The sequence below is a fragment of the Pseudomonas sp. Lb2C2 genome, assembly GCF_052112205.1.
Taxonomy (GTDB): Bacteria; Pseudomonadota; Gammaproteobacteria; order Pseudomonadales; family Pseudomonadaceae; genus Aquipseudomonas; species Aquipseudomonas kilonensis.
The window spans coordinates 307,818-328,602 of the sequence record NZ_JAUTYW010000002.1 but is presented as its reverse complement, the minus strand read 5'-3'; the positions used below and the strand labels follow the sequence as shown (position 1 = coordinate 328,602).

Annotated in this window: 21 protein-coding genes and 1 tRNA gene; 13 read left to right on the top strand and 9 right to left on the bottom strand. The window is 52.6% G+C overall.

The window, feature by feature from the left end; all coding sequences use genetic code 11:
• Positions 1–10 precede the first annotated feature (10 nt).
• From Q7F16_RS05710 to queA, 6 genes are all read right to left on the bottom strand, one after another.
• A complete protein-coding gene (locus Q7F16_RS05710; protein WP_014336691.1) occupies positions 11–559 on the bottom strand; it encodes a glycine zipper 2TM domain-containing protein in 549 nt (182 codons plus the stop codon).
• A 116-nt stretch (positions 560–675) separates the two neighbouring features.
• The gene (secF, locus tag Q7F16_RS05705) at positions 676–1,590 is read right to left on the bottom strand and encodes a protein translocase subunit SecF (RefSeq protein ID WP_095974616.1); all 915 of its coding nucleotides are present in this window, start codon (positions 1,588–1,590) and stop codon (positions 676–678) included.
• A gap of 9 nt (positions 1,591–1,599) precedes the next feature.
• Positions 1,600–3,468 carry a protein translocase subunit SecD gene (secD, locus tag Q7F16_RS05700; RefSeq protein WP_079302544.1) on the bottom strand — a complete coding sequence of 623 codons (1,869 nt, stop codon included), beginning with the start codon at positions 3,466–3,468 and terminating at the stop codon, positions 1,600–1,602.
• A 63-nt stretch (positions 3,469–3,531) separates the two neighbouring features.
• The gene (yajC, locus tag Q7F16_RS05695) at positions 3,532–3,867 is read right to left on the bottom strand and encodes a preprotein translocase subunit YajC (protein WP_007982729.1); all 336 of its coding nucleotides are present in this window, start codon (positions 3,865–3,867) and stop codon (positions 3,532–3,534) included.
• A 42-nt stretch (positions 3,868–3,909) separates the two neighbouring features.
• Positions 3,910–5,025: a tRNA guanosine(34) transglycosylase Tgt gene (gene tgt / locus Q7F16_RS05690; RefSeq protein ID WP_168188549.1), complete on the bottom strand. Its 1,116-nt coding sequence runs from the start codon at positions 5,023–5,025 to the stop codon at positions 3,910–3,912.
• Positions 5,026–5,039: 14 nt separating this feature from the next.
• Positions 5,040–6,089, bottom strand: a complete 1,050-nt coding sequence (gene queA, locus Q7F16_RS05685; RefSeq protein ID WP_409555937.1) for a tRNA preQ1(34) S-adenosylmethionine ribosyltransferase-isomerase QueA — start codon at positions 6,087–6,089, stop codon at positions 5,040–5,042.
• A gap of 108 nt (positions 6,090–6,197) precedes the next feature.
• On the opposite strand from queA, the gene Q7F16_RS05680 reads away from it, so the two are divergent.
• From Q7F16_RS05680 to Q7F16_RS05640, 9 genes are all read left to right on the top strand, one after another.
• Positions 6,198–6,282, top strand: a tRNA-Leu gene (locus Q7F16_RS05680).
• Positions 6,283–6,758: 476 nt separating this feature from the next.
• On the top strand, positions 6,759–7,088 hold the full coding sequence (locus tag Q7F16_RS05675; RefSeq protein WP_409555938.1) for a hypothetical protein: 330 nt from the start codon (positions 6,759–6,761) through the stop codon (positions 7,086–7,088).
• A 98-nt stretch (positions 7,089–7,186) separates the two neighbouring features.
• Positions 7,187–7,591 carry a hypothetical protein gene (locus Q7F16_RS05670; protein WP_409555939.1) on the top strand — a complete coding sequence of 135 codons (405 nt, stop codon included), beginning with the start codon at positions 7,187–7,189 and terminating at the stop codon, positions 7,589–7,591.
• A gap of 398 nt (positions 7,592–7,989) precedes the next feature.
• Positions 7,990–8,187: a hypothetical protein gene (locus tag Q7F16_RS05665; RefSeq protein WP_409555940.1), complete on the top strand. Its 198-nt coding sequence runs from the start codon at positions 7,990–7,992 to the stop codon at positions 8,185–8,187.
• A gap of 581 nt (positions 8,188–8,768) precedes the next feature.
• Positions 8,769–9,425 carry a dUTP diphosphatase gene (locus Q7F16_RS05660; protein ID WP_409555941.1) on the top strand — a complete coding sequence of 219 codons (657 nt, stop codon included), beginning with the start codon at positions 8,769–8,771 and terminating at the stop codon, positions 9,423–9,425.
• 13 nt (positions 9,426–9,438) lie between these two features.
• Entirely contained in the window at positions 9,439–10,350 is a 912-nt protein-coding gene (locus Q7F16_RS05655) for a phosphoribosyltransferase-like protein (RefSeq protein ID WP_409555942.1), read from the top strand.
• Complete coding sequence (locus Q7F16_RS05650; RefSeq protein WP_409555943.1) at positions 10,350–12,236, top strand: ORC-CDC6 family AAA ATPase; 1,887 nt, start codon at positions 10,350–10,352, stop codon at positions 12,234–12,236. Before Q7F16_RS05655 ends, Q7F16_RS05650 begins: the two co-directional genes overlap by 1 nt.
• Positions 12,223–13,218 carry a hypothetical protein gene (locus Q7F16_RS05645; RefSeq protein WP_409555944.1) on the top strand — a complete coding sequence of 332 codons (996 nt, stop codon included), beginning with the start codon at positions 12,223–12,225 and terminating at the stop codon, positions 13,216–13,218. The genes Q7F16_RS05650 and Q7F16_RS05645 overlap by 14 nt, the downstream gene beginning before the upstream one ends.
• A complete protein-coding gene (locus Q7F16_RS05640; RefSeq protein WP_409555945.1) occupies positions 13,215–14,309 on the top strand; it encodes an N-6 DNA methylase in 1,095 nt (364 codons plus the stop codon). The genes Q7F16_RS05645 and Q7F16_RS05640 overlap by 4 nt, the downstream gene beginning before the upstream one ends.
• Positions 14,310–14,424: 115 nt before the next feature.
• Here Q7F16_RS05640 and Q7F16_RS05635 read toward each other — a convergent pair whose 3' ends face one another.
• Together Q7F16_RS05635 and Q7F16_RS05630 are read right to left on the bottom strand one after the other, a co-directional pair.
• Complete coding sequence (locus tag Q7F16_RS05635) at positions 14,425–16,107, bottom strand: hypothetical protein (protein WP_409555946.1); 1,683 nt, start codon at positions 16,105–16,107, stop codon at positions 14,425–14,427.
• A gap of 262 nt (positions 16,108–16,369) precedes the next feature.
• The gene (locus Q7F16_RS05630; RefSeq protein ID WP_046063896.1) at positions 16,370–16,729 is read right to left on the bottom strand and encodes a DUF6124 family protein; all 360 of its coding nucleotides are present in this window, start codon (positions 16,727–16,729) and stop codon (positions 16,370–16,372) included.
• Positions 16,730–17,221: 492 nt separating this feature from the next.
• On the opposite strand from Q7F16_RS05630, the gene Q7F16_RS05625 reads away from it, so the two are divergent.
• The 3 genes from Q7F16_RS05625 to Q7F16_RS05615 all read left to right on the top strand — a co-directional run bounded on the left by Q7F16_RS05625 (position 17,222) and on the right by Q7F16_RS05615 (position 18,999).
• Entirely contained in the window at positions 17,222–18,415 is a 1,194-nt protein-coding gene (locus Q7F16_RS05625) for a colicin E3/pyocin S6 family cytotoxin (RefSeq protein ID WP_409555947.1), read from the top strand.
• Positions 18,412–18,642 (top strand): DUF7683 domain-containing protein, encoded by a 231-nt coding sequence (locus Q7F16_RS05620; RefSeq protein ID WP_041475739.1) that lies wholly within the window; start codon positions 18,412–18,414, stop codon positions 18,640–18,642. The genes Q7F16_RS05625 and Q7F16_RS05620 overlap by 4 nt, the downstream gene beginning before the upstream one ends.
• 75 nt (positions 18,643–18,717) lie before the next feature.
• Positions 18,718–18,999 carry a Rho-binding antiterminator gene (locus Q7F16_RS05615; RefSeq protein ID WP_014336675.1) on the top strand — a complete coding sequence of 94 codons (282 nt, stop codon included), beginning with the start codon at positions 18,718–18,720 and terminating at the stop codon, positions 18,997–18,999.
• A gap of 234 nt (positions 19,000–19,233) precedes the next feature.
• On the opposite strand, the gene Q7F16_RS05610 is transcribed toward Q7F16_RS05615, so the two are convergent.
• A complete protein-coding gene (locus tag Q7F16_RS05610) occupies positions 19,234–19,947 on the bottom strand; it encodes a hypothetical protein (RefSeq protein WP_409555948.1) in 714 nt (237 codons plus the stop codon).
• 152 nt (positions 19,948–20,099) lie between these two features.
• Here Q7F16_RS05610 and Q7F16_RS05605 point away from each other — a divergent pair, with 152 nt between their 5' ends.
• Entirely contained in the window at positions 20,100–20,597 is a 498-nt protein-coding gene (locus Q7F16_RS05605) for a hypothetical protein (RefSeq protein ID WP_041475737.1), read from the top strand.
• Positions 20,598–20,785 lie beyond the last annotated feature (188 nt).

Sequence of the window (20,785 nt, the reverse complement as noted above, 5' to 3'; positions counted from 1 at the left end):
AGCGGTTGGATTACTGGGCCGGTTCGTTCTGGCCCAGGATCAGTTGGCCTTCCTTGCTCACCGGGATCTGGTTGCCCGGGTCGCGGTCCATGCGGACTTTGCCTTCTTTGCCGTCGAGCATGTAGCGAACGTCGTAGCCTACAACCTTGTCGCTGATGTCATTGACCGTGTTGCAGCGAGTTTGGGTGGTGGTGTAGGTGTCGCGTTCCTGCATGCCTTCCTGAATCTTGTTACCGGCATAACCACCACCGGCCGCACCCGCCACGGTGGCGATTTTCTTGCCGGTGCCGCCGCCGATCTGGTTACCCAGCAGGCCACCAGCTACGGCACCCAGCACGGTACCGGCGATCTGGTGCTGGTCCTGGACTGGCTTCTGCCGAGTCACGGTGACGTCCTTGCACACTTCACGCGGGGTCTTGATTTGGGTCTTGACCGGCTCCACGGCCAATACTTGCGCATACTCAGGGCCACTTTTTACCAAGCTGTAGGTGGCGACCGCACCACCGGCTGTTACACCGACAGCACCCAATACCGCACCAACCAGCATCGATTTGTTCACTTGAACCTCCTGACCATCACAAGCGGATTAATCCGCGCTTCTCCCAGCCTTGGAGCACAAAAAAAGGCGCGAGTTCAACTCGCGCCTTTTCAGCTGTGACGGGTGGAACCGAAGCCTTACGGGCGGTCGTCCACTTCCGTGTCAGTGGTCGCAGGAGGAATCAGGTCCTCGGTGCTCAGGTTCAGCCAGATCAACACCACGTTGGCGATGTAGATCGACGAGTAAGTACCCGCCATCACACCAATGAACAGCGCAATGGAGAAACCGAACAGGTTGTCGCCGCCGAAGAACAGCAGCGCGGCAATCGCCAGCAAGGTGGAGATCGACGTCGCCATGGTCCGCAACAGGGTCTGGGTGGTCGAGATGTTGATGTTCTCGATCAAGGACGCCTTGCGCAGCACTCGGAAGTTTTCACGCACCCGGTCGAACACCACGATGGTGTCGTTGAGCGAGTAACCGATGATCGCCAGCACCGCCGCCAGCACCGTCAAGTCGAAGGTGATCTGGAAGAACGACAGGATGCCCACGGTCACGATCACGTCGTGGATCAGCGAGACAATGGCGCCCACCGCGAACTTCCACTGGAAGCGGAAGGCCAGGTAGAGCATCACGCCACCCAGCGCCAACAGCATGCCGAGGCCGCCCTGGTCGCGCAGCTCTTCACCCACTTGCGGGCCGACGAACTCGACGCGCTTGACCTGGGCCGGGTTGTCGCCGCCGGCCTTCTGCAAGGCTTCGGCTACCTGGTGACCCAATTGCGGGTCTTCACCGGGCATACGCACCAACAGGTCAGTCGTTGCGCCAAAGCTCTGCACGATGGCATCGCTGTAGCCCGAGGTCGCCAGTTGCTCACGCACCTTGGTGACGTCGGCCGGACGCTCGTAGGTCAGCTCGATGAGCGTACCGCCGGTGAAGTCCAGGCCGTAGTTCAGACCCTTGGTGGCCCAGCTGAACAACGCCAGGACCGTGAGAAACAATGTGACGCCGAACGCAATGTTGCGAACGCCCATGAAGTTGATTGTACGTAACATGGCAGCCCCTTAAATCCACAACTTCTTGAAGTCACGGCCACCATAAATCAGGTTGACCATTGCACGGGTCACCAGAATGGCTGTGAACATCGAGGTAAAGATCCCGAGGGACATGGTCACTGCGAAGCCCTTGACCGGGCCGGTGCCCATGGCAAAGAGAATCCCGCCGACCAGCAACGTGGTCAGGTTGGAGTCGACAATCGCAGTGAATGCCCGGCCGAAGCCTTCGTTGATTGCCCGCTGGATCGACATGCCCGCGGCGATCTCTTCACGTATCCGCGAGAAGATCAGCACGTTGGCGTCCACCGCCATGCCCATGGTCAGGACGATACCGGCGATACCCGGCAGGGTCAGCGTCGCGCCCAGCAGCGACATCAGTGCCAGCAGCAGCACCATGTTCACCGCCAGCGCAACGGTGGCGATGAGGCCGAAGAAGCGGTAGATGGCGATGATGAACAACGACACGAACAGCATGCCCCACAGGGATGCATCGACACCCTTGGTGATGTTGTCGGCACCCAGGCTCGGGCCAATGGTGCGCTCTTCCGCGAAGTACATCGGCGCGGCCAGGCCACCGGCACGCAGCAGCAGGGCCAGTTCCGAGGATTCACCCTGGCCATTCAGGCCGGTGATGCGGAACTGGCTGCCCAGTGGCGACTGGATGGTCGCCAGGCTGATGATCTTCTTCTCTTCCTTGAAGGTCTGCACCGGCACGTCTTTCTCGACGCCGTTGACCACTTGCTTGGTGTAGGTGGTGGTCGGTTTCTGCTCGATGAAGATCACCGCCATGCTGCGACCGACGTTGCTGCGCGTGGCGCGGCTCATCAGTTCGCCGCCGTGGCCGTCCAGGCGAATGTTCACCTGTGGACGACCCTGCTCGTCGAAGCCCGCCTGGGCGTCGGTCACCTGGTCACCGGTGATGATCAGGCCACGCTCGATCTGCGCCGCCGGACGACCGCCCTCACGGAACTCGAAACTCTCGGAAGTGGCCTTGGAAGCACCCGGCTCAGCGGCCAGGCGGAACTCCAGGTTGGCGGTCTTGCCGAGGATACGCTTGGCTTCGGCGGTGTCCTGCACGCCTGGCAGCTCAACCACGATGCGGTTGGCGCCCTGGCGCTGCACGATCGGCTCGGCCACACCCAGCTCGTTGACGCGGTTACGCACCGTGGTCAAGTTCTGCTTGATGGAGTATTCGCGGATTTCCGCCAGCTTGGCCGGGGTCATCGCCAGACGCAGCACCGCCTGACCATTGAGGTCGGCCGGTACAATGTCGAAATCGTTGAAATTCTTGCGGATCAGCGCACGGGCCTGCTCGCGGGTATCTTCATCGCTGAAGCCCAGCTGAATGGCACCGTCGAGTGGCGGCAGGCTGCGATAACGCACGCGGTCCTTGCGCAACAGGCTCTTGACGTCGCCTTCGTAGACCTTCATCCGCGCGTCGAGGGCTTTGTCCATGTCCACTTCCAGCAGGAAGTGCACACCACCGGACAAGTCCAGGCCCAGCTTCATCGGATGCGCGCCGAGGTTGCGCAGCCATTGCGGAGTGGTCTGGGCCAGGTTCAGGGCCACAACGTAATCGTCGCCCAACGCCTTGCGGACCACGTCCTTGGCTGGCAGTTGGTCTTCAGACTTGACCAGGCGCAACAGGCCGCCCTTGCCGTTTTCGGCGATGGACGCAGCCTTGACCTCGATATTGGACGCCTTGAGCGCAGCGCTCGCACGGTCCAGATCGGCCTGGGTGACCTGCAGCGCAGTGCTTGCGCCACTGACCTGAATGGCCGGGTCATCCGGGTATAGATTGGGAGCGGAATAAATCAGACCGACCGCCAGCACCGCCAGGATCAGTACATATTTCCACAGAGGGTATTTGTTCAGCATCACGCCGCCCGCTTATGACGCGGGGCGCCTTGCGCGCCCCGTCGATTGAAAAGAAGTTGTTACTTAGATCGCTTTCAGCGTGCCTTTTGGCAGCGTGGCCGCGATGGCGCCCTTCTGGAACTTCATTTCAACAGTGTCGGACACTTCCAGTACCACGAAGTCATCGGCCACTTTGGTGATCTTGCCAGCGATGCCGCCGGTGGTGACCACTTCATCGCCCTTTTGCAGGCTGCTGAGCAGGTTCTTCTGCTCTTTGGCGCGCTTGGCCTGTGGACGCCAGATCATCAGGTAGAAAATGACCAGGAAGCCGACCAGGAAAATCCACTCGAAACCACCGCCCATAGGGCCAGCAGCCGGTGCAGCCGCGTCAGCCATGGCATTAGAGATAAAAAAGCTCATTTAGCACTCCAGTTGCAAGTATTGAATCTAGGATCGGAAAACTCAGTCCAAAGGCGGAACAGGCAACCCGCGCTTGGCATAGAAGGCCTCGACAAAGGCGGCCAATGTACCTTGTTGGATAGCCTCGCGCAAACCAGCCATAAGCACCTGATAATGGCGCAAATTGTGGATGGTATTGAGCATACTGCCGAGCATTTCGCCGCACTTGTCCAAATGATGCAGATAAGCGCGGGAGAAGTTCTGGCAGGTGTAGCAATCGCAAGTCGGATCCAGCGGCGAATTATCATGGCGATGAAACGCGTTACGGATCTTCAGCACACCGGTGTCGATAAACAGATGCCCATTGCGGGCATTACGGGTTGGCATCACGCAATCGAACATGTCCACACCGCGGCGCACACCCTCAACCAGATCTTCCGGTTTGCCAACGCCCATAAGGTAACGAGGTTTGTCAGCCGGCATCTCGCCCGGCAGGTAATCGAGCACCTTGATCATCTCGTGCTTGGGCTCGCCCACCGACAGGCCGCCAATCGCCAGGCCGTCGAAGCCGATCTTGTCCAGGCCTTCGAGCGAGCGCATGCGCAGGTCGCGGTGCATGCCGCCCTGCACAATGCCGAACAGCGCCGCGGTGTTCTCGCCATGGGCGTTCTTCGAACGCTGGGCCCAGCGCAACGACAGCTCCATGGACACCCGCGCCACATCTTCATCGGCCGGGTACGGCGTGCATTCGTCGAAAATCATCACGATGTCCGAGCCCAGGTCGCGTTGCACCTGCATCGACTCTTCCGGCCCCATGAACACCTTGGAACCATCGACCGGCGAGGCGAAGGTCACGCCCTCCTCCTTGATCTTGCGCATCGCGCCCAGGCTGAACACCTGGAAGCCGCCGGAGTCGGTCAGGATCGGGCCTTTCCACTGCATGAAATCGTGCAGGTCGCCGTGGGCCTTGATCACTTCCATGCCCGGGCGCAGCCACAGGTGGAAGGTATTACCGAGGATGATTTCCGCGCCAATCGCCTCGATGTCACGCGGCAGCATGCCCTTGACCGTGCCGTAGGTGCCCACCGGCATGAACGCGGGGGTTTCCACGGTACCGCGGGGGAAGGTCAGACGACCGCGACGAGCCTTGCCATCGGTGGCGAGCAACTCGAAGGACATGCGACAGGTGCGACTCATACTGTTTCCTCGGGTCCGCGTGGCGCGGGGTTACGGGTGATGAACATCGCATCACCGTAGCTGAAAAAGCGGTATCCATGCTCGACGGCGGCCTTGTAGGCGGCCATGGCTTCGGGATAACCGGCGAACGCCGAAACCAGCATCAACAGCGTGGATTCAGGCAAATGAAAGTTGGTGACCAGGGCATCGATCACATGAAACGGCCGGCCCGGGTAGATAAAGATATCGGTGTCGCCACTGAACGGCTTGAGCACGCCATCGCGCGCGGCGCTTTCCAGGGAGCGCACGCTGGTGGTGCCCACCGCCACCACCCGACCGCCGCGGGCGCGACAGGCCGCCACGGCATCGACCACGTCCTGGCTGACTTCCAGCCATTCGTTGTGCATGTGGTGATCCTCGATACGCTCGACGCGCACCGGCTGGAACGTCCCGGCACCGACGTGCAGCGTCACGAACGCCGTCTCCACGCCCTTGGCGGCAATGGCCTCCAGCAACGGCTGATCAAAATGCAGCCCCGCCGTCGGCGCCGCCACCGCCCCCAGGCGCTCGGCGTACACGGTCTGATACCGCTCGCGGTCCGAACCTTCGTCCGGGCGGTCTATATAAGGAGGCAACGGCATGTGCCCGACACGCTCGAGCAGCGGCAACACCTCTTCGGCAAACGCCAGCTCGAACAACGCATCATGCCGCGCCACCATCCGCGCCTCACCGCCGCCGTCGATCAAGATCGACGAACCGGGCTTGGGCGACTTGCTCGACCGCACATGGGCCAGCACGCGATGGCTGTCCAGCACCCGCTCCACCAGAATCTCCAGCTTGCCGCCAGAGGCCTTCTGGCCAAACAACCGCGCCGGAATCACCCGGGTATTGTTGAACACCATCAAATCGCCCGGGCGCAAATGCTCAAGCAAATCAGTGAATTGACGGTGAGCCATGGCACCGCTGACCCCGTCCAGGGTCAACAGTCGACTGGCGCGACGCTCGGCCAGAGGGTGGCGAGCGATCAGCGAATCCGGGAGTTCGAAGGTAAAGTCAGCAACACGCATGATGGGGTTCGTCTAGCAGGGCCGGAAAGTCTAGCGGAAATATCAAAAATTCACCATGAAACGTGATTGACCAACGGTAGGCACCTCTCTATACTTCGCCGCCATTGAGCCCTGATGGCGGAATTGGTAGACGCGGCGGATTCAAAATCCGTTTTCGAAAGGAGTGGGAGTTCGAGTCTCCCTCGGGGCACCATCTTAAAGAAAGACCTTGAAATTCAAGGTCTTTTTTTTCGTCTGCAGGAAAGTGGTTTTTCGCGGCTAACGCAGAGCTCAGCCAATTCCCCACCCGCGGTTGTGGTGAGAGGATTTATCCCCGCTCCCCTGTGTGGTGATGGGATTTACTCCCCCTTTGTGGCGAGGGGATTTATCCCCGCTGGGCCGCGAAGCGGTCCCCATAGCCAACCCCATGGAGAGGAAGAACCTGTGGTAAGGAAGAACCTGGGAACAAGGAAGACCCCCGGTGGTAGAGAAGAACCTGTAGCAGGGAAAAACCTGTGGTAGGGGAAAAACCTGTGGCAGGAGAAGAACCTGTGGCGAGGGAGCTTGCTCCCGCTTGAGCGCGAAGCGCTCACAATGCGGTCACCACCCTCACCAATACCCCAAGCAGCCAAATCCAAGACATAAACCATCAACCCACCCTCCCCACCCAGTCACTAAGGATTTCACCCCATGGAATTGCTGCTGGAAACGGTCGCTCTTTACTCCCTCAAGCTGGCTTATGAGACAGAGGGTCACAGCCCGATTCTGCGGGATGATCCATTGATGGGCAGTTGCGACCGCGAGGTTTTTGAGTTGTTGATACGGCGGGGCGATGTGGCTGGGATTCAGGGCGAAATAAGTCGATGCCTGGATTTAGCGTTGGGGGCGATTGGTGGGGTGGATACAGTGCTGGGCCGAGAGCTGCATCGTTTGGCTTCGGATTTCAGCGCTGTGCAGAAGATGGACGACCTTCACGCTCCGCTCATCGCGCTTAACGGTTATGTGAAAGATATTCTATAACCCCCAGCGCTCGTTCCCACGCTCCGCGTGGTAACGCATCCCGCGACGCTCCGCGTTGCAGACTTAACAGGCAAAACACACGCCTACGCAGGCAATCCATGGACGACATCATCGCAGCGATAGGCAGTTGGCTAACCGAAACCCATGAAGCGAAACGACGAATGATGAGCAATCTGGAAATGCTCTTCTGGATCGCCGTCGCGATTGTCGGCGCGATCGCCGCGAAGGATTACGCTGCGAAGCGTAAGGCACTGATGACGCGAACGGAGCAAGCCTTGCCAGAGAAGGATCTCGTCGCTACGTCATTTAGTGACGAAGAGGATCGTGCGGTTAAATATGTGGGCACCCTGCGGCGGGTTGAGGGCGGGTATACCGTTAGCGTGATTCAGGAGGCTGACGGGGAGCGCACCGAGTCGTGTAGCGAGGTGATGCCGTCGTTGGAGGGGGTTGCAGCTTATCTTACGAGCTGTACGTCGTTTGTTTTGTCGGATTTCAGAGGCTGAAGTGAGGTCGCCAACCTCCGTCATGACGAGAAAAGGGCGAGTTCAGGAAACCAGGAGAGAAACGCATCAAAATCTCCTCCAAGCTTGATAAAGCACAACGGGAGCAACGCGGCGAAATCGAAAAAGCTCAAACCGCTGAACAACGTGCTGCCGGCGCATACGCAGCAGCGTTGGCCGACGCTGACGACGCAGCCGAACAGCGTGCCGAAAAGGCTCTCAAGCAAGCATCGGAAGCAATGACACAAGCCGCTCAAGGTAAACGTGGACTCAATACGCTTCTGGCTACGTTAACGACCGAGATCGAGAAATAGGATGTTGCGATCTCAGACGCGAAGCAGCGGCTAGCGAATTATCGCCAAGATCATCTGAACGCTGCACGCCTACTCTGGGCAGAACGCTTGGACAAGGCGGCGCAAGACTTTGCCAAAGTCGCCGCGCAGTTCACCGCGACAGAAAAAGCGCTCGAACGCCGCTATAGCAACTTGGAGGATCTCAACGTCCCTTTGCAGGCCCCAATGGGTCCCAAACACATTACCCATCGCAAAATTCTTGAAATGGCACAGGCAATTTCTATCGAGGAGTTGCTAGTAGTGTGACCCGAACATATCACCGCTGAAGCGGTGATATTCCAAACCTGAGCCCCTAGGCGGAACACCAAACGTGTACCACTTAGCTTGTGTTCCGGTTTTTCGTTTTCGGTGTTCCACCAGCGAAACCCTTGTAAACCGGTGCTTCCAGCGTAGGTGGAACACATGGAACACGCGGAGCTATCTGAAAGCCCCCGTGCCCCATGCCGAGCGATGGCCTTCAGCGGAGGAGTACGCGCCACCACCACGGCGTAGCGCATCTTTTTTTTTCTCGCTCGTGATCCAGATCATCCGCTATGACCTAGTAAGCGACTTCAAGCCAGCTGGCGAAACCTGGAATCATGGGCCCTCCCTAGGGGGCCGCCCCCTACACGGGTTATCAGACTCGCGGATTCCCTCTAGCTGAGATTTATGCGGATATGTCCGTCTTTTCATTCCTAGTTTCAAGCGAGCATGATGGTTTCGAAAAACGGGTGAAATGTGTCACCAGCAAGGTGCACAAGCATTGAAAGACGCGGATGTATAGGGGTGATAACATCATTTCTAAGAGTTCTTCGGCACAACGTACTGGTAATCCTCTGAGGTAACACATGGAAAGGTTAGCACTGCTGCAAAACCAAGCTCAGCTGATGCTTCAATTACAAGACTCTATAAACACCAAAATTAATGACGACTGGCGCTCTGCAAAAAACCCGTGGTATCGCGCCATTTGGACTGAATGTGCCGAGTTAATGGACCACGTGGGTTGGAAATGGTGGAAGGCTCAAGATATTGACTTCCCTCAAATGAAGCTTGAACTAGTCGACATCTGGCATTTCGGCTTGAGCGAAGCTTTAACATCTAATCGATTTAGCCCAGATGCCGCAAAGGTGTTGTCCACTGCCTTATATGAAATTGATAGACCTTTAAATGAGCAGCCATCCCCTACAAAAATTTTAAGTGCAATAGAGAGCTTTGCTGCAGCAACACTCCAATCAAAAAGCTTCGACATAGACTCATTTATCATTCTAGCAAGATTAAGTAGTCTGACTGCAGAAGAGCTATTTAAATCCTACGTCGGAAAAAATGTACTAAACGCTTTTCGTCAGGACAACGGATATAAAACCGGTAATTACATAAAAATATGGAAAAACAGAGAAGATAACGTTTGGCTAAGCGAAATAATTGATGAGTTGTCAATCGACTCTGTGACCTTTGCTGAAGATTTATACGCACGCCTTGAAACCGCTTATAAAGCCAGAACCTAACCAGGAGTAACACATGGAAGTCGTGCTACCTACTGATAAATGGCGCTACATGGTTACCACAGGGTTATGGCCAAAAAGGGGGAACTTTGATCCTCACGCCTGGATATCTAACTTCCTACCCGACGAACTACCTTTAGCATTAAGACTTCTCGATGGTTTCACCTTCTTCACCGACGAGCTAGTCAAACAGATGTTCAGAAGCGCCTTTCTTAATATCTCGCAACATGTGATCTCAGATAAAAATTCTCTTCAAAATTCCAGAGCGGAATGGTCAAATTTTGTAAGCTCTTTAGTAGTTGTAAGAGTGACAGGAGAAGTACCTCGAGACGCGGACAGCGGCTTTGCTTTTGCGCGACTCGCCCGTGATGTCTTGATGTTAGACGAGGAAAGAATAGTCTCCCCAGAAATCGCCCTGGCTTATTTTGCGAGTGGCAATACCGCAAACATCTTATTTGTTGATGATTTTGTAGGATCAGGAAACCAATTCGGAGATACATGGGAGCGCAAATACACTATCGGCCAGCATAAAATCTCCTTCAAAGATGTCCATGCGTACTTAGGCGATAAGATTAAATACTTCTACTGCCCAGTCATATGCACTGAGCTAGGGCGCTCAAATATCGCGATTAGGTGTGCCGGAGTTAAGATTGTTCCTGCTCACTTTTATACTTCGCGCCAAAGCGCCTTGAGTAATGATTCAGCAATATGGCGAGAGGACATGAAAACAGAAGGCCCGGAGTTCGTAGCATCTGTAAGTGCTCGAATTGGAATTCCCGATACTGATGGTGGTGAAGACTGCTGGCGGGGATTTCATAAGCTGGGACTGGCTCTCGCATTCGGCCATGGCTGTCCAGATGCAACACTTCCGATTTTTTATACACAGCAAAACAACTGGAAGCCGCTTGTTAAGAAGGGTGCACTGTAATGACCTTAATCCAAGAAGATACCGCCCGACGACTCAGCAAAACCCTTGGCCTCTATAAAGCAGAATGGCTAAATGAAGCTATATTTTCACTGTTCAATGAACCGTCGTATTTTGAAGAGTTGCGCACCCACCGCCCATGCGTGTTAATTGGTGGCCGAGGAACAGGCAAAACAACAGTTCTTCGTGGCTTATCCTATGAAGGACAGCAGGCACTATCGACCAACCCCAACCCCATAAAAGAATGGCCATTTTATGGAGTATATTACAGAGTAAACACCAATAGGGTTACCGCCTTTAGAGGCGCGGAACTAACAGAAGAAAAATGGAGCGCTTATTTCGGCCACTATATCAATTTAACTTTTTGCCAATTGCTGCTCGATTTTGTGAAATGGTTCCAAGAGAACACAGAAACCACAATTGACATCCCAACAAAAGAACTCAAAAAAGTCGCCATCACACTTGGACTTAAAGATATTGAGTCCATTGATATCCTTGCTGAAGAAATTGAATATCTCATACTAGACTTCGAATCTCTAATAAATACGATTGTAGACAACCCTCCAGACAGAATATCTACACTAGGCGCGCCACTAGACGAACTCGCCAGCGCCCTTCTAAAATCAACTGCACTACAAGGAAAACAGTTCTTCTTTCTTATTGACGAGTTCGAAAACTTTGAAGACTATCAGCAAAAAGTTTTGAACACGATAATAAAACACGCAAACACCAACTATACATTTAAAATTGGTGTTCGCGAACTCGGCTGGCGACAACGCGCAACCTTAAATCCAAATGAGCAATTAACTTCACCTGCAGATTATGCGCGCATAAACATTGCCGACAAACTAAACGAATCACGTTTCCCTGCATTTGCAGAGTCTGTTATTAGGCAAAGAATATCGAGTGCCTTTCCCGAGGAAGGAGCAGTCATAACGACCCCCCAACAACTGCTTCCTTCGATTTCAGAACTGGAAGAGGCTGAGTTACTGTTAGGGCAAGAAGGAAAAACGAAGCTCAAAGAACGTCTAAAGCTCGTTCTCCCACAACACCTACATGAAGACGCGCTAAAAATCGAAGCGGGATACTTGTTTTTTCTTAGCTACTGGGGCGGAGGAAGCGACGAAAGCTTTGCTTCAAATGTTCAATCATGGCTGAAAGACAGAAGTGATTGGAAACATAGATTGGACAACCATTTTTATGCTTCACTTTATACGATCAGAAAAGGAAAGCGCGGCTTAAGCAAGTATTACGCTGGCTGGGACGTGTATGTCTCTCTAGCAAATGGAAATATTCGTTATCTACTTGAATTAGTACATGCAGCATTTACACGCCATGTAGAAAATGACGGGACGCCTCAGGAGCCTATCTCTCCCAAATCCCAAACAGAAGCAGCGGAAGATATTGGCAGGAAAAATTTATCCGAGTTGGAAGGGCTTAGCGTTGAGGGAGGAAAGCTTACGAAGGTTGTCCTTAGCATAGGTCGAATTCTTCAAGTAATGGCTTCTGACGCAAACGGTCATGCACCTGAGGTAAATCAATTTCACATAAAGCAAGATTCCGCCCGATCAGACGCTTCTGAACAAGTTAAAAAAATACTAGATCAAGCAGTCATGCACCTAGCTCTCGTTCGCTCTCCAGGCAACAAACTGATGTCAGAGAGTGATACTGCAGACTATGACTATCGACTGCACCCAATATTTTCAGCTCTTTTTGTATTTAGCCACAGAAAAAAAAGGAAGTTCCTTCTCGCAGATCAACAGCTACTTGGTTTAATTTCATACCCGCGAGAGACCATAAGAGAAGTTCTATCCCAAAGCAACCGAAGCGACGACTTGAAGCTGCCCGACCAACTAAACCTATTTGGATCTTACTATGCGGGAAACTAAGGATCTGCCGATTCTAACGGATACTTTCGAGCATGCGAGGGAATTTAATCCTGTCGAGAATAGTATTTATATCTTCGCATCAACCGGGGAGCTTCGTGCATCACACATTGAATCATGGCGTTCGACTATTCAAGGCGTAGAAATCTGTGAAATATGCTATGAAACCCAAAGCTCTTTTCAGCTGAAAGGAGACTCATCGTTTATTTCACTTCGATCTGAATTAGAAATACAAACACTCTGGAAAGATGCCGCCCCCGGCGTGAAGGTTTACATCGATATTACAGGATTAACACATTCTGTCTGGGCAGGAATTTTAAAAGCCGCCCTATCAGCCAAACTAGAAGTTCTGGCCGTCTATGTTGAGCCTGACATGTATTCTAGAAGCGCTGCGCCAGTCGAAGGTCAGATCTATGACCTTAGCACTAGTATTCAAGGCATATCCCCGCTACCGGGATTTGCGACTTTATCATCAAGAAACAGCGAAAAATTTACTTTTATTCCTCTTTTAGGTTTCGAAGGCCCACGCCTTCGTTACATAGTAGAACAAATCCAACCAGGATATGAGTATATAACGCCTATAGTGGGTTCACCCGGATTCAAACCTTGGTATGTATTTGAGACTTACGTAGGCAACAAAGGCGCTTTGACGGAAACCGAAGCATGGCAGGCAATAAGATATGCTCCTGCAAATTGCCCATTCAGCTGCTTTTACCTATTAGAGGAAATCGCGAAAGATTCCGCTGGACAATCACTAAAAATTGCACTTATAGGTACAAAACCACACGCACTCGGGGCGGTTTTATTCACATTGGCCAACAACACTCCGGTAGAGCTGGTGCATGACCACCCGATAAGAAAAGCAGGCCGTACAGGAGGCACTGCGCGTCTACTTGTGTATCATGTCTCAGCGCTTTTTGATGAAGCGTCAGCCCTGCACTCCAAACGTCCCACAAATCGACCGCGTAGATCTATCAATCTATGATTGACATTCATTACACTCCAAGAGAACTAGCACAAGCAATGATTGCATGTGTGCCGGAAAACTTTTCTCCTCGCACGATTGCGGACTTTTCAGCAGGTGAAGGGAGCTTGCTAAATGAAGCTGCTGAAACGTGGCCGAAAGCTTCAATTTTTGCTAACGATCTAAGTCCCAAAAGCGCTCGATTAATTGCATCACAAAATACATCATGGCATGTCTCTTGCTCAGATTTCCTCAAGCCCTCAGCGCATACTCACACTAAATTTTCGCTAAAAAAGCTTTCAATGGATTTAATACTGCTGAACCCTCCCTTTAGCGAAAGAGGACGTAAGCCTACTGAGTGGCTTGATTATGAAGGAGTAAAATCTGGACTGGCAGCTGCGTTTATAAGCTTGAGCTTAAAGTATCTTTCCGACCATGGATACATGCTTGCAATACTACCGAATGGATCACTGACAAGTGAACGAGACTCACAGGGCTGGTCGGTAATAAGCGAACACTATGATGTAGAAATAATAACTGACAACCACATGAGAGCCTTCAAAAGCGCAGTGGCCAGAACTTCAATTGTAAAAATTAGCCGTCGCAAAGTTGCGAGAAACACACTCCGGCTGATAACCGAATCAGACAAAGAAACTGGGTACGTTGATATCAAACGGGGACGTATTCAGATGCACTCTATCAACCCATGCGCTGATGGTTTCCCGCTCGTACATACTACGGAGCTAAAAAATGGAAAAATATGCTTCACATCCATTCATGGAAACGTCTCATCAAAAATAACGATAAAAGGCCCTGCGATCCTGTTCCCTAGAGTTGGCATGGTTACTCAAGAAAAAATCTGCATACTAGAAAATGATAAAATAATTGCTCTTTCCGATTGTGTTCTAGCGATAGAGACCTCTGACAAATCAACAGCAAGAAATATACGTGAAGAACTCATAAAAAACTGGGACCGCTTTTACGAGCTTTATAGCGGTACTGGCGCAAAATACATTACGGTTAAACGTGCCAGAATTTTTTTCTCCAACTTAAATTTTATTACCGCAAGAGACAACCGAAAAGAAGAAACCAAAAGACTTGCCACTGGCTGACACCCTTTTAAAATTTGAAGCCCACTTTAAATAGTAATCAACAACCTTTGTCCGCACATTTGATCAGCTCCGAAACCGCCTTAAATTCCTGGATTAAAACTCGGCAACCAACTCCTCACAACACCGCCTTTTCCAACAATTGCAAATACACCTTCTTGGGTTTAGGACGCAGGGCATTAGATGAATACGTTTTAACCAATCGCAATCTTTGCTCATCATAAACTATTCCGTCTACGAGGCATTGCGTTGCTACCTGAGGGTTCTGCTGGTGTAAGCCAACATAAAACTCTTTCACCCAACCCACTATAATATTTCGAATAATTTTTTCATGTTTATTCTTGAGCTTATAAGGCAAAATACCAAGTACATTGAGAAAAAAACTGACGTACTTAGCCCCTTTAAAATTCGGATATTCTTTCATCCGCTGAATTTCGTCATATATCAGCCGCCTTAACTTATACTGAATTACCTTGCTTGCAGGCCCGTTAGAGGAAAAGCCACCAAACAGTTCACCCCACAAAGAGTTATGGTGCATCCACCATGACAACCCCCAAGGTGACTGTATAGCACCCGCGCTATGAACGACCTCAAATATCAGATTGGCGAGTTGATCATAATGAGTTCCAGACAGATTATTCTTCCGTAGCGGCAAGTATTCAGGCACCCCCCGCTCCTCAAGAATAGAAATCGCACTCTTTATAAACTCAACTATCACACGTAATTTTTTTACAGAGTCATCCTTTAACGAATAATCATCAAGCCCATTAAGCTTATACAAATCACTGACAGAATTTTTTATATTTTCGAAAGCATGCCACAGGGATCTTGATCCTCCCCAGAAGTCACCATTAACCTTATCCGAGTATGTCATTAGTACCACACGACAATATGCCTCCCACTGTGCAGCTCCGAAGGTAAAATCCCCCCACAGGTCAAGCTCAAACATTGAACCTATTTCTTCTACCATCGTGTGATCTGAGAACATAGCTTGGCTCAAAGGCTTGTAATGACCTATCAATCCGGAATCATAATCGCCAGCCTCTTGATATAGAAATGATTCCTTATTTACCAACGCATAATTAATTATATTCTTGGAGAACACATTTATTCGTATTGAGTATTTCTGCGACTCTTTAATCGCATGAAATAGCTCTAACGCAGTTCCAGGCGACGCATCGACTATGGCTCTACAGAACTTCTTCTCAGATATAAGCATCAGAACATCTTCTGCATACGACGAAACCGAAGACTTACTTAATCTCGTTTCATTGCCCGCTTTATTACGTGCCTTACCACCTCCGTAATCGATCGCATATTTAACGATGTTTTCAGCAGACCTTCGTAACTCCTCCGCTACTACTGCCAGCTCAGCCGGAGTCCCCTTTAATACAAAGTGATAAACTGCGTGAGCGAAATGCTTTGCGCTGCCTCGTCCAAAAACGGGAGGACGGATAAATGCGTACCAAGCCCAGGATAGAAACGTCACTAAAAAAAGAAACCCCAAAAAAGCTTGCCATGTCGACGGAGTAAATACATTTCCTTTCGGTACGAGCCACTGCTCCGCACGCCATAAATCGGTCAATAACGTTAGCAGCCCAACAATAGCTACCATATAAAATGTGAAACGTCTAAGAGGTATGGGAGCTGTTGCGACTCGAAACTTGTACGAAACATCCGCTATTGTCCAAGCCAGAACCATCAATGCCAAACCGGCTAGAAACTCAGAGAATCCAAAAAATTTGGGATCACTGGACAATACCGAAGTGAAACACAAAGACCCAAGACAAGGCTCGACCACGACTTACAACTCCCTTTCCGTAACATCTCAAAGAGATTGAGGCACAATTGGCGAAAGGGCAACCTGAGAAAAATTTTGATCATTATCTGCAGGCCTCACAATGCCGTCATTTTTGTATCCCTACTTGTATCCCTAGACACGAGATTTGCTCGAAAGCCATGTAAAATATGGGTTAAGCGAGTCTCCCTCGGAAATAAAAAAGGTCTTGTGTATCAAGACCTTTTTTATGCACGGCACGGATGAAACGGCTCAAACGTCCAACTTACCTCACCTCAACAATATCCAAAGCCCGATTAGCCAACAACTCACTCACCTCAATCACCTGCAAAATCCCCATCGCAACACGCCGCCGCGACCCATCCAGATCAAACGCCAAATCACTGATCATGGCATTCGCCGAAGCCAGGTTCTCACTGAGGTTCGCAAGCAAACACTCAGAGTCCACACTCGGATCAATCCGCAAAATGGAGTCGGACTTGTCAGACGTCTCGCCCTTAGGCTTGGGTTTCAGGTAGTAATCCAACGCGCGGGTGGCCGCGTCGTCGAGCTTTTTGTTACGGGCAGACTGGGCACGAGATGTGGGTTCGTCTGTTACTGGAGGATTCGGTGTAATTTTGACCATAGCCTTAGCTCTCTTTGGTTGAGGCTACTCCCCGCTCGCGACTAAACGATTGGGAGGCAGCTGTACGCAGGTTAGTCGACCGACGAGCTAAGATATCGGCGCGCCCGGAGGCGCCCTGCGCACAGCCACCATCGAGTGCAGGGATGGGGATACCTGACTGATGGACGCTTGAGCGACTTAGCAACGACGGGCGACTAAACCCGATCACTGATGAGCAGTGACAGGTCCCAAACTACCGACGCAACCCAAGGCACACAAGCCGGCGGATTCTGGCGTAGTTGTAGGCAAAGGCGCAAGGCGACGTCGGCTCGCGAGTTGCGGTTGCCCACTGACTGACAGCCCCATCTGACACCTCACATTGTTCCGCCCCCTCATAGCCAGCCCTACCTGTTTTGAGGAAACCGGAACAACCACTTCAAGAATCCTCCTACATCGCGCCCCTCTCTTCCCGCGTTAGCGTCTGCGCTGCATTTAGCGGACGAGATTCACTACGTGGCGACACGCAAAAAAGACATCCCCCAGGTCCGAAACCCGCCCGGCGGCGACGGGCATCACGTCACCTATCGGGACATGACCGCCAGCGAACTGGCCGAGCGCGCAGCCCGGCAGCTGGCTCACGAGGCCATGCTTGCCCGGCAGGCAGCCTATGAACGAGAGCGCTGGGCCACGGTGGATAAAAAGCCCGTATTCAGCGTGACCGGAAGCGTGTTTGCCAAGAGCTGCAAGCTCCCCAACGGCATCATCGATTACAGCAACCCCAACGGCTACGTCCCGGCAGATCTGGTCAAGCAGTACGGCGAACTCATGTGGCTCGGCGGTCGCAGCGCCGATCCATCCGGCACGATCCCCCTCAAGCGGATCGGCTCGGGTACGGTTCCCGTTACCTTGGGCAGGCTCGCGCTGGGTGGTTCGGCGACTTCCTCGGCTGCAGTTGCTGGCGGCACCGTCGGCGCTGCCCTGCTGACAGGCATCGTTGCCCTGCTCTGGCCTTCCAACCTGGGCGACAGCGCGCTCTATAGCGAAGACCAGCTACGCGACCTCAAGCAGGCTCGCAGCCGCATGCGCCTGAGCGTCGAGCAGCAGGCCGACGGCAGTCTCAAGGGGTATGGCTTCTATACCGGCCAGCATCCCGATTGGGAAATGGTTGATGTTGTTCAGTTCACGTCGCGAGCCGATCAGTTCATCGCCGACCTGGGTGATGGGATCGAGCTGATCTGGACGCCGGCTATCAATCCGGCTGACACCCTCGGCATTCCCGCTCTGGAAGCCGCGCCCCAGGCACCGCCTATTTGGATCTATCCGCCGACGCCGATGGCCGACAGCATTATCGTCGACCCGATCTATCCGCCGGAGTACAAGGATTTCATTCTGGTGTTCCCGGCGGATTCGGGGGTTCGGCCGGTTTATGTGGTTCTGAGTGTTCCGGGGGATCACAAGTACTACAAGCCCCCGTCGCTGCTCCCTGCGTTTCCAGAGGCTAAGATTGCTCCATCCAAAACGTTTGTGCGTGGTGGCGGGGTTAAACGTCGAAGATGGAAGGATCGTAAAGGCAAAATTTATGAATGGGACTCACAGCACGGCGCTGTAGAGCTGTACACAAAACAAGGTCAACACCTTGGCGAATTCGATCCGATAACTGGCGAACAAACTAAACCCGCCGACCCGACAAGGAAAGTAGAAAAATGAAGCCCACCGTTGAAATTTTTGACATGACTACCGAAGAGCTAATAGAGACCGTAGAGGTCCCAAACATCTATATGGACCAGTTGACGGCGCTCATGGGGTGGACAAAACCTGAAGATTTTTGTTTTGTCTATGATCTGTTACCACAGCAGATAAAGGCGATAGAAGAGTGGACTCACACAACAATTCATGGAGATAACCGCATCATTCAAATCGTCTGTCTTGAATAAACTGGGGGACATTTTTGGCGACTATGACAATCCACTGCAGTTCGAGATTTATCCATGAAATAGACGAGGCATGAGATGAGCACCTATAAACCGTTGCACTGCGACCTGCACGACTACCTGGAGATTGCCTGCCTGTGCGGCTACACGCTGGACATCGAGCTAACTAACGGCCAACGCCTGACAGCCCGTGCGATCACCACGCGAACCGCTTCCACGCGGGAAGAATTTCTCGAAGTCGAAACCACGGACGGCCGCTTGGAGATTCGCCTCGATCAATTATTGGCAATTACGCCGCTGGATAACAACGCCAGGTTTGGCCGGGTTGTGTTGACGGTGGGTGACCCGATTGGCCATTGAAATGGATCTAAGTTGCGCGGGGCGGGTTTTGTCCTAAGAAGCCGGCGCCGTTTTCACGCTCGCTGACTGACGCACCGCTATCGCGAGCAAGCTCGCTCCCACAAGGGAATGTTGCGCCTGGAACTCAATGGACATCCAGCTACCCTCATGGCGAGGGTGCTTGCTCCCGCTGGGCCGCAGCAAAGGAGACGGATTATTTTCAACCGGTGAAATAAATCCCCCTTTCGTCGGTAACTAGGTTGGATAGGCCTCGTTAAACGCCGATGCAAAGTCTTCCGCTTTTGAAAAGAGCAGCATCTCCACGTCACCTATCTCAACATCGAGTTTTCGGGAGACATTCACCAACAACCCGATGTAGGTCGAGTAGACATCGGTCGTTGCAATTCGAAGCCAGCGCTGTTGCCGCGCCAGGGTCTTCAAGCGCGGCCAACAGGCCTTGAGCTGGGGGTTTTGACCCGCCAAGTGCGGAAACCACCAACGTTGCTCATCACCGTGAAGCATCTGTAGAACGTTCAGGGAAAATGAAACCCGCGCATCGAAGATGGCATGCTCGTTTGGATTCGAAAATGCCGCCACTTTCGACCATGAGGCGATTCCTTTGTGATTTGACGGCACTTGCCCCTGTGACACGGTCTGAACGTAGCCTTGCATCGTTGCAGGCGCATTTCTTTTGACACCTCCCCAGACTCGCACCGCGTAGTCCGCAATTGCCATCCGTTGTTCGGGCGACGAACCCCACTTTCGGGAGGCATGACGCTTCAGTGCGTGTGTCTTTTCATACCAGTTCGAGCCACCAATCTCCCATTCAAACGAGTGGCGGACGAGCGCGGTATCAAACTTCCAGGTGTAGATTTGGGGAAGTGATGGCAGGTGCTGTGTGGCGTAAGAAAGCAGCGTTTTTTCGAGAGACTGCATGAGCGGAGACCACGTATTGAGTGAGGCCGCCATATTAATTGACTCCGTTTCGTGCAGCGAACTCGCCGATGCCGGCCTGATTCGCAACCGAAGCCAAACCAATACCTTTTCCTGATAACGGCACTAAGCTATCGACCTCGGTATCCTGCCTTCACTTCAATCTGATCGATCAAGGACGAACCACAATGAAAGTTCCCGAGCTGTTTGATCTTGAGGCGCATGGCGCAGGCTGGTACCCCTGGGCAGAAATCAGCAATTGCTTCTGGCCCGGGGCCGGCAAAAAATCCGCCAATGTGGACCCCGTTCTCGCACAGATGGCTGCTGCGAAGGGCGTCTACTGTATTGCCTGGAGAGCGACCGGAGCGGCATCCCCTGACAATCCAACCGTCCAGTACATCGGGCAAACGAGCTGCTTCAAGTTTCGTATGGGGCAATTTGCCTGGTCCGCAGGTCTTTGGGGTGCCCGGGCTCGTGGTCATTCGGCTGGCTGGCGCTGGCATGAACAAAAGGAAGAACAGATGTCTGTCGCATTCTTTGCGCTGCGCAATTCAAACATCCCCAAACACATGCTGAATGGCTATCTACATTGGTACGAGGCACTGGCCCTTGAAGCCCATCATCAACGATGCAGTGCGTTGCCGTTCGTGAACGTTCCCAAAAATGGCATTGTTGAATTGGACTAACGAAACGTCCCGCGCAGCGAACCCCTAATCTTGATCGCTGCGCGCGCCCTGGAACAAAACCCTCACAGAAATCTTTCGATTCAATCCCTTCCCGCAAAGCCCCCATCCGCTCCAGCAAACGCCCCTCCCATTCCCCGCCTCGATAATGCCCGCTTCACACACCCCAAGCGCTACAACCGAGCACCGTG

Excerpts from the sequence above, each read along its gene's own strand:
- secF (WP_095974616.1), bottom strand. The coding sequence starts at position 1,590 with ATGTTACGTACAATCAACTTCATGGGCGTTCGCAACATTGCGTTCGGC.
- secD (WP_079302544.1), bottom strand. The coding sequence starts at position 3,468 with ATGCTGAACAAATACCCTCTGTGGAAATATGTACTGATCCTGGCGGTG.
- yajC (WP_007982729.1), bottom strand. The coding sequence starts at position 3,867 with ATGAGCTTTTTTATCTCTAATGCCATGGCTGACGCGGCTGCACCGGCT.
- tgt (WP_168188549.1), bottom strand. The coding sequence starts at position 5,025 with ATGTCCTTCGAGTTGCTCGCCACCGATGGCAAGGCTCGTCGCGGTCGT.
- queA (WP_409555937.1), bottom strand. The coding sequence starts at position 6,089 with ATGCGTGTTGCTGACTTTACCTTCGAACTCCCGGATTCGCTGATCGCT.
- Q7F16_RS05675 (WP_409555938.1), top strand. The coding sequence starts at position 6,759 with ATGGAATTGCTGCTGGAAACGGTCGCTCTTTACTCCCTCAAGCTGGCT.
- Q7F16_RS05670 (WP_409555939.1), top strand. The coding sequence starts at position 7,187 with ATGGACGACATCATCGCAGCGATAGGCAGTTGGCTAACCGAAACCCAT.
- Q7F16_RS05660 (WP_409555941.1), top strand. The coding sequence starts at position 8,769 with ATGGAAAGGTTAGCACTGCTGCAAAACCAAGCTCAGCTGATGCTTCAA.
- Q7F16_RS05655 (WP_409555942.1), top strand. The coding sequence starts at position 9,439 with ATGGAAGTCGTGCTACCTACTGATAAATGGCGCTACATGGTTACCACA.
- Q7F16_RS05650 (WP_409555943.1), top strand. The coding sequence starts at position 10,350 with ATGACCTTAATCCAAGAAGATACCGCCCGACGACTCAGCAAAACCCTT.
- Q7F16_RS05645 (WP_409555944.1), top strand. The coding sequence starts at position 12,223 with ATGCGGGAAACTAAGGATCTGCCGATTCTAACGGATACTTTCGAGCAT.
- Q7F16_RS05640 (WP_409555945.1), top strand. The coding sequence starts at position 13,215 with ATGATTGACATTCATTACACTCCAAGAGAACTAGCACAAGCAATGATT.
- Q7F16_RS05630 (WP_046063896.1), bottom strand. The coding sequence starts at position 16,729 with ATGGTCAAAATTACACCGAATCCTCCAGTAACAGACGAACCCACATCT.
- Q7F16_RS05620 (WP_041475739.1), top strand. The coding sequence starts at position 18,412 with ATGAAGCCCACCGTTGAAATTTTTGACATGACTACCGAAGAGCTAATA.
- Q7F16_RS05615 (WP_014336675.1), top strand. The coding sequence starts at position 18,718 with ATGAGCACCTATAAACCGTTGCACTGCGACCTGCACGACTACCTGGAG.
- Q7F16_RS05610 (WP_409555948.1), bottom strand. The coding sequence starts at position 19,947 with ATGGCGGCCTCACTCAATACGTGGTCTCCGCTCATGCAGTCTCTCGAA.
- Q7F16_RS05605 (WP_041475737.1), top strand. The coding sequence starts at position 20,100 with ATGAAAGTTCCCGAGCTGTTTGATCTTGAGGCGCATGGCGCAGGCTGG.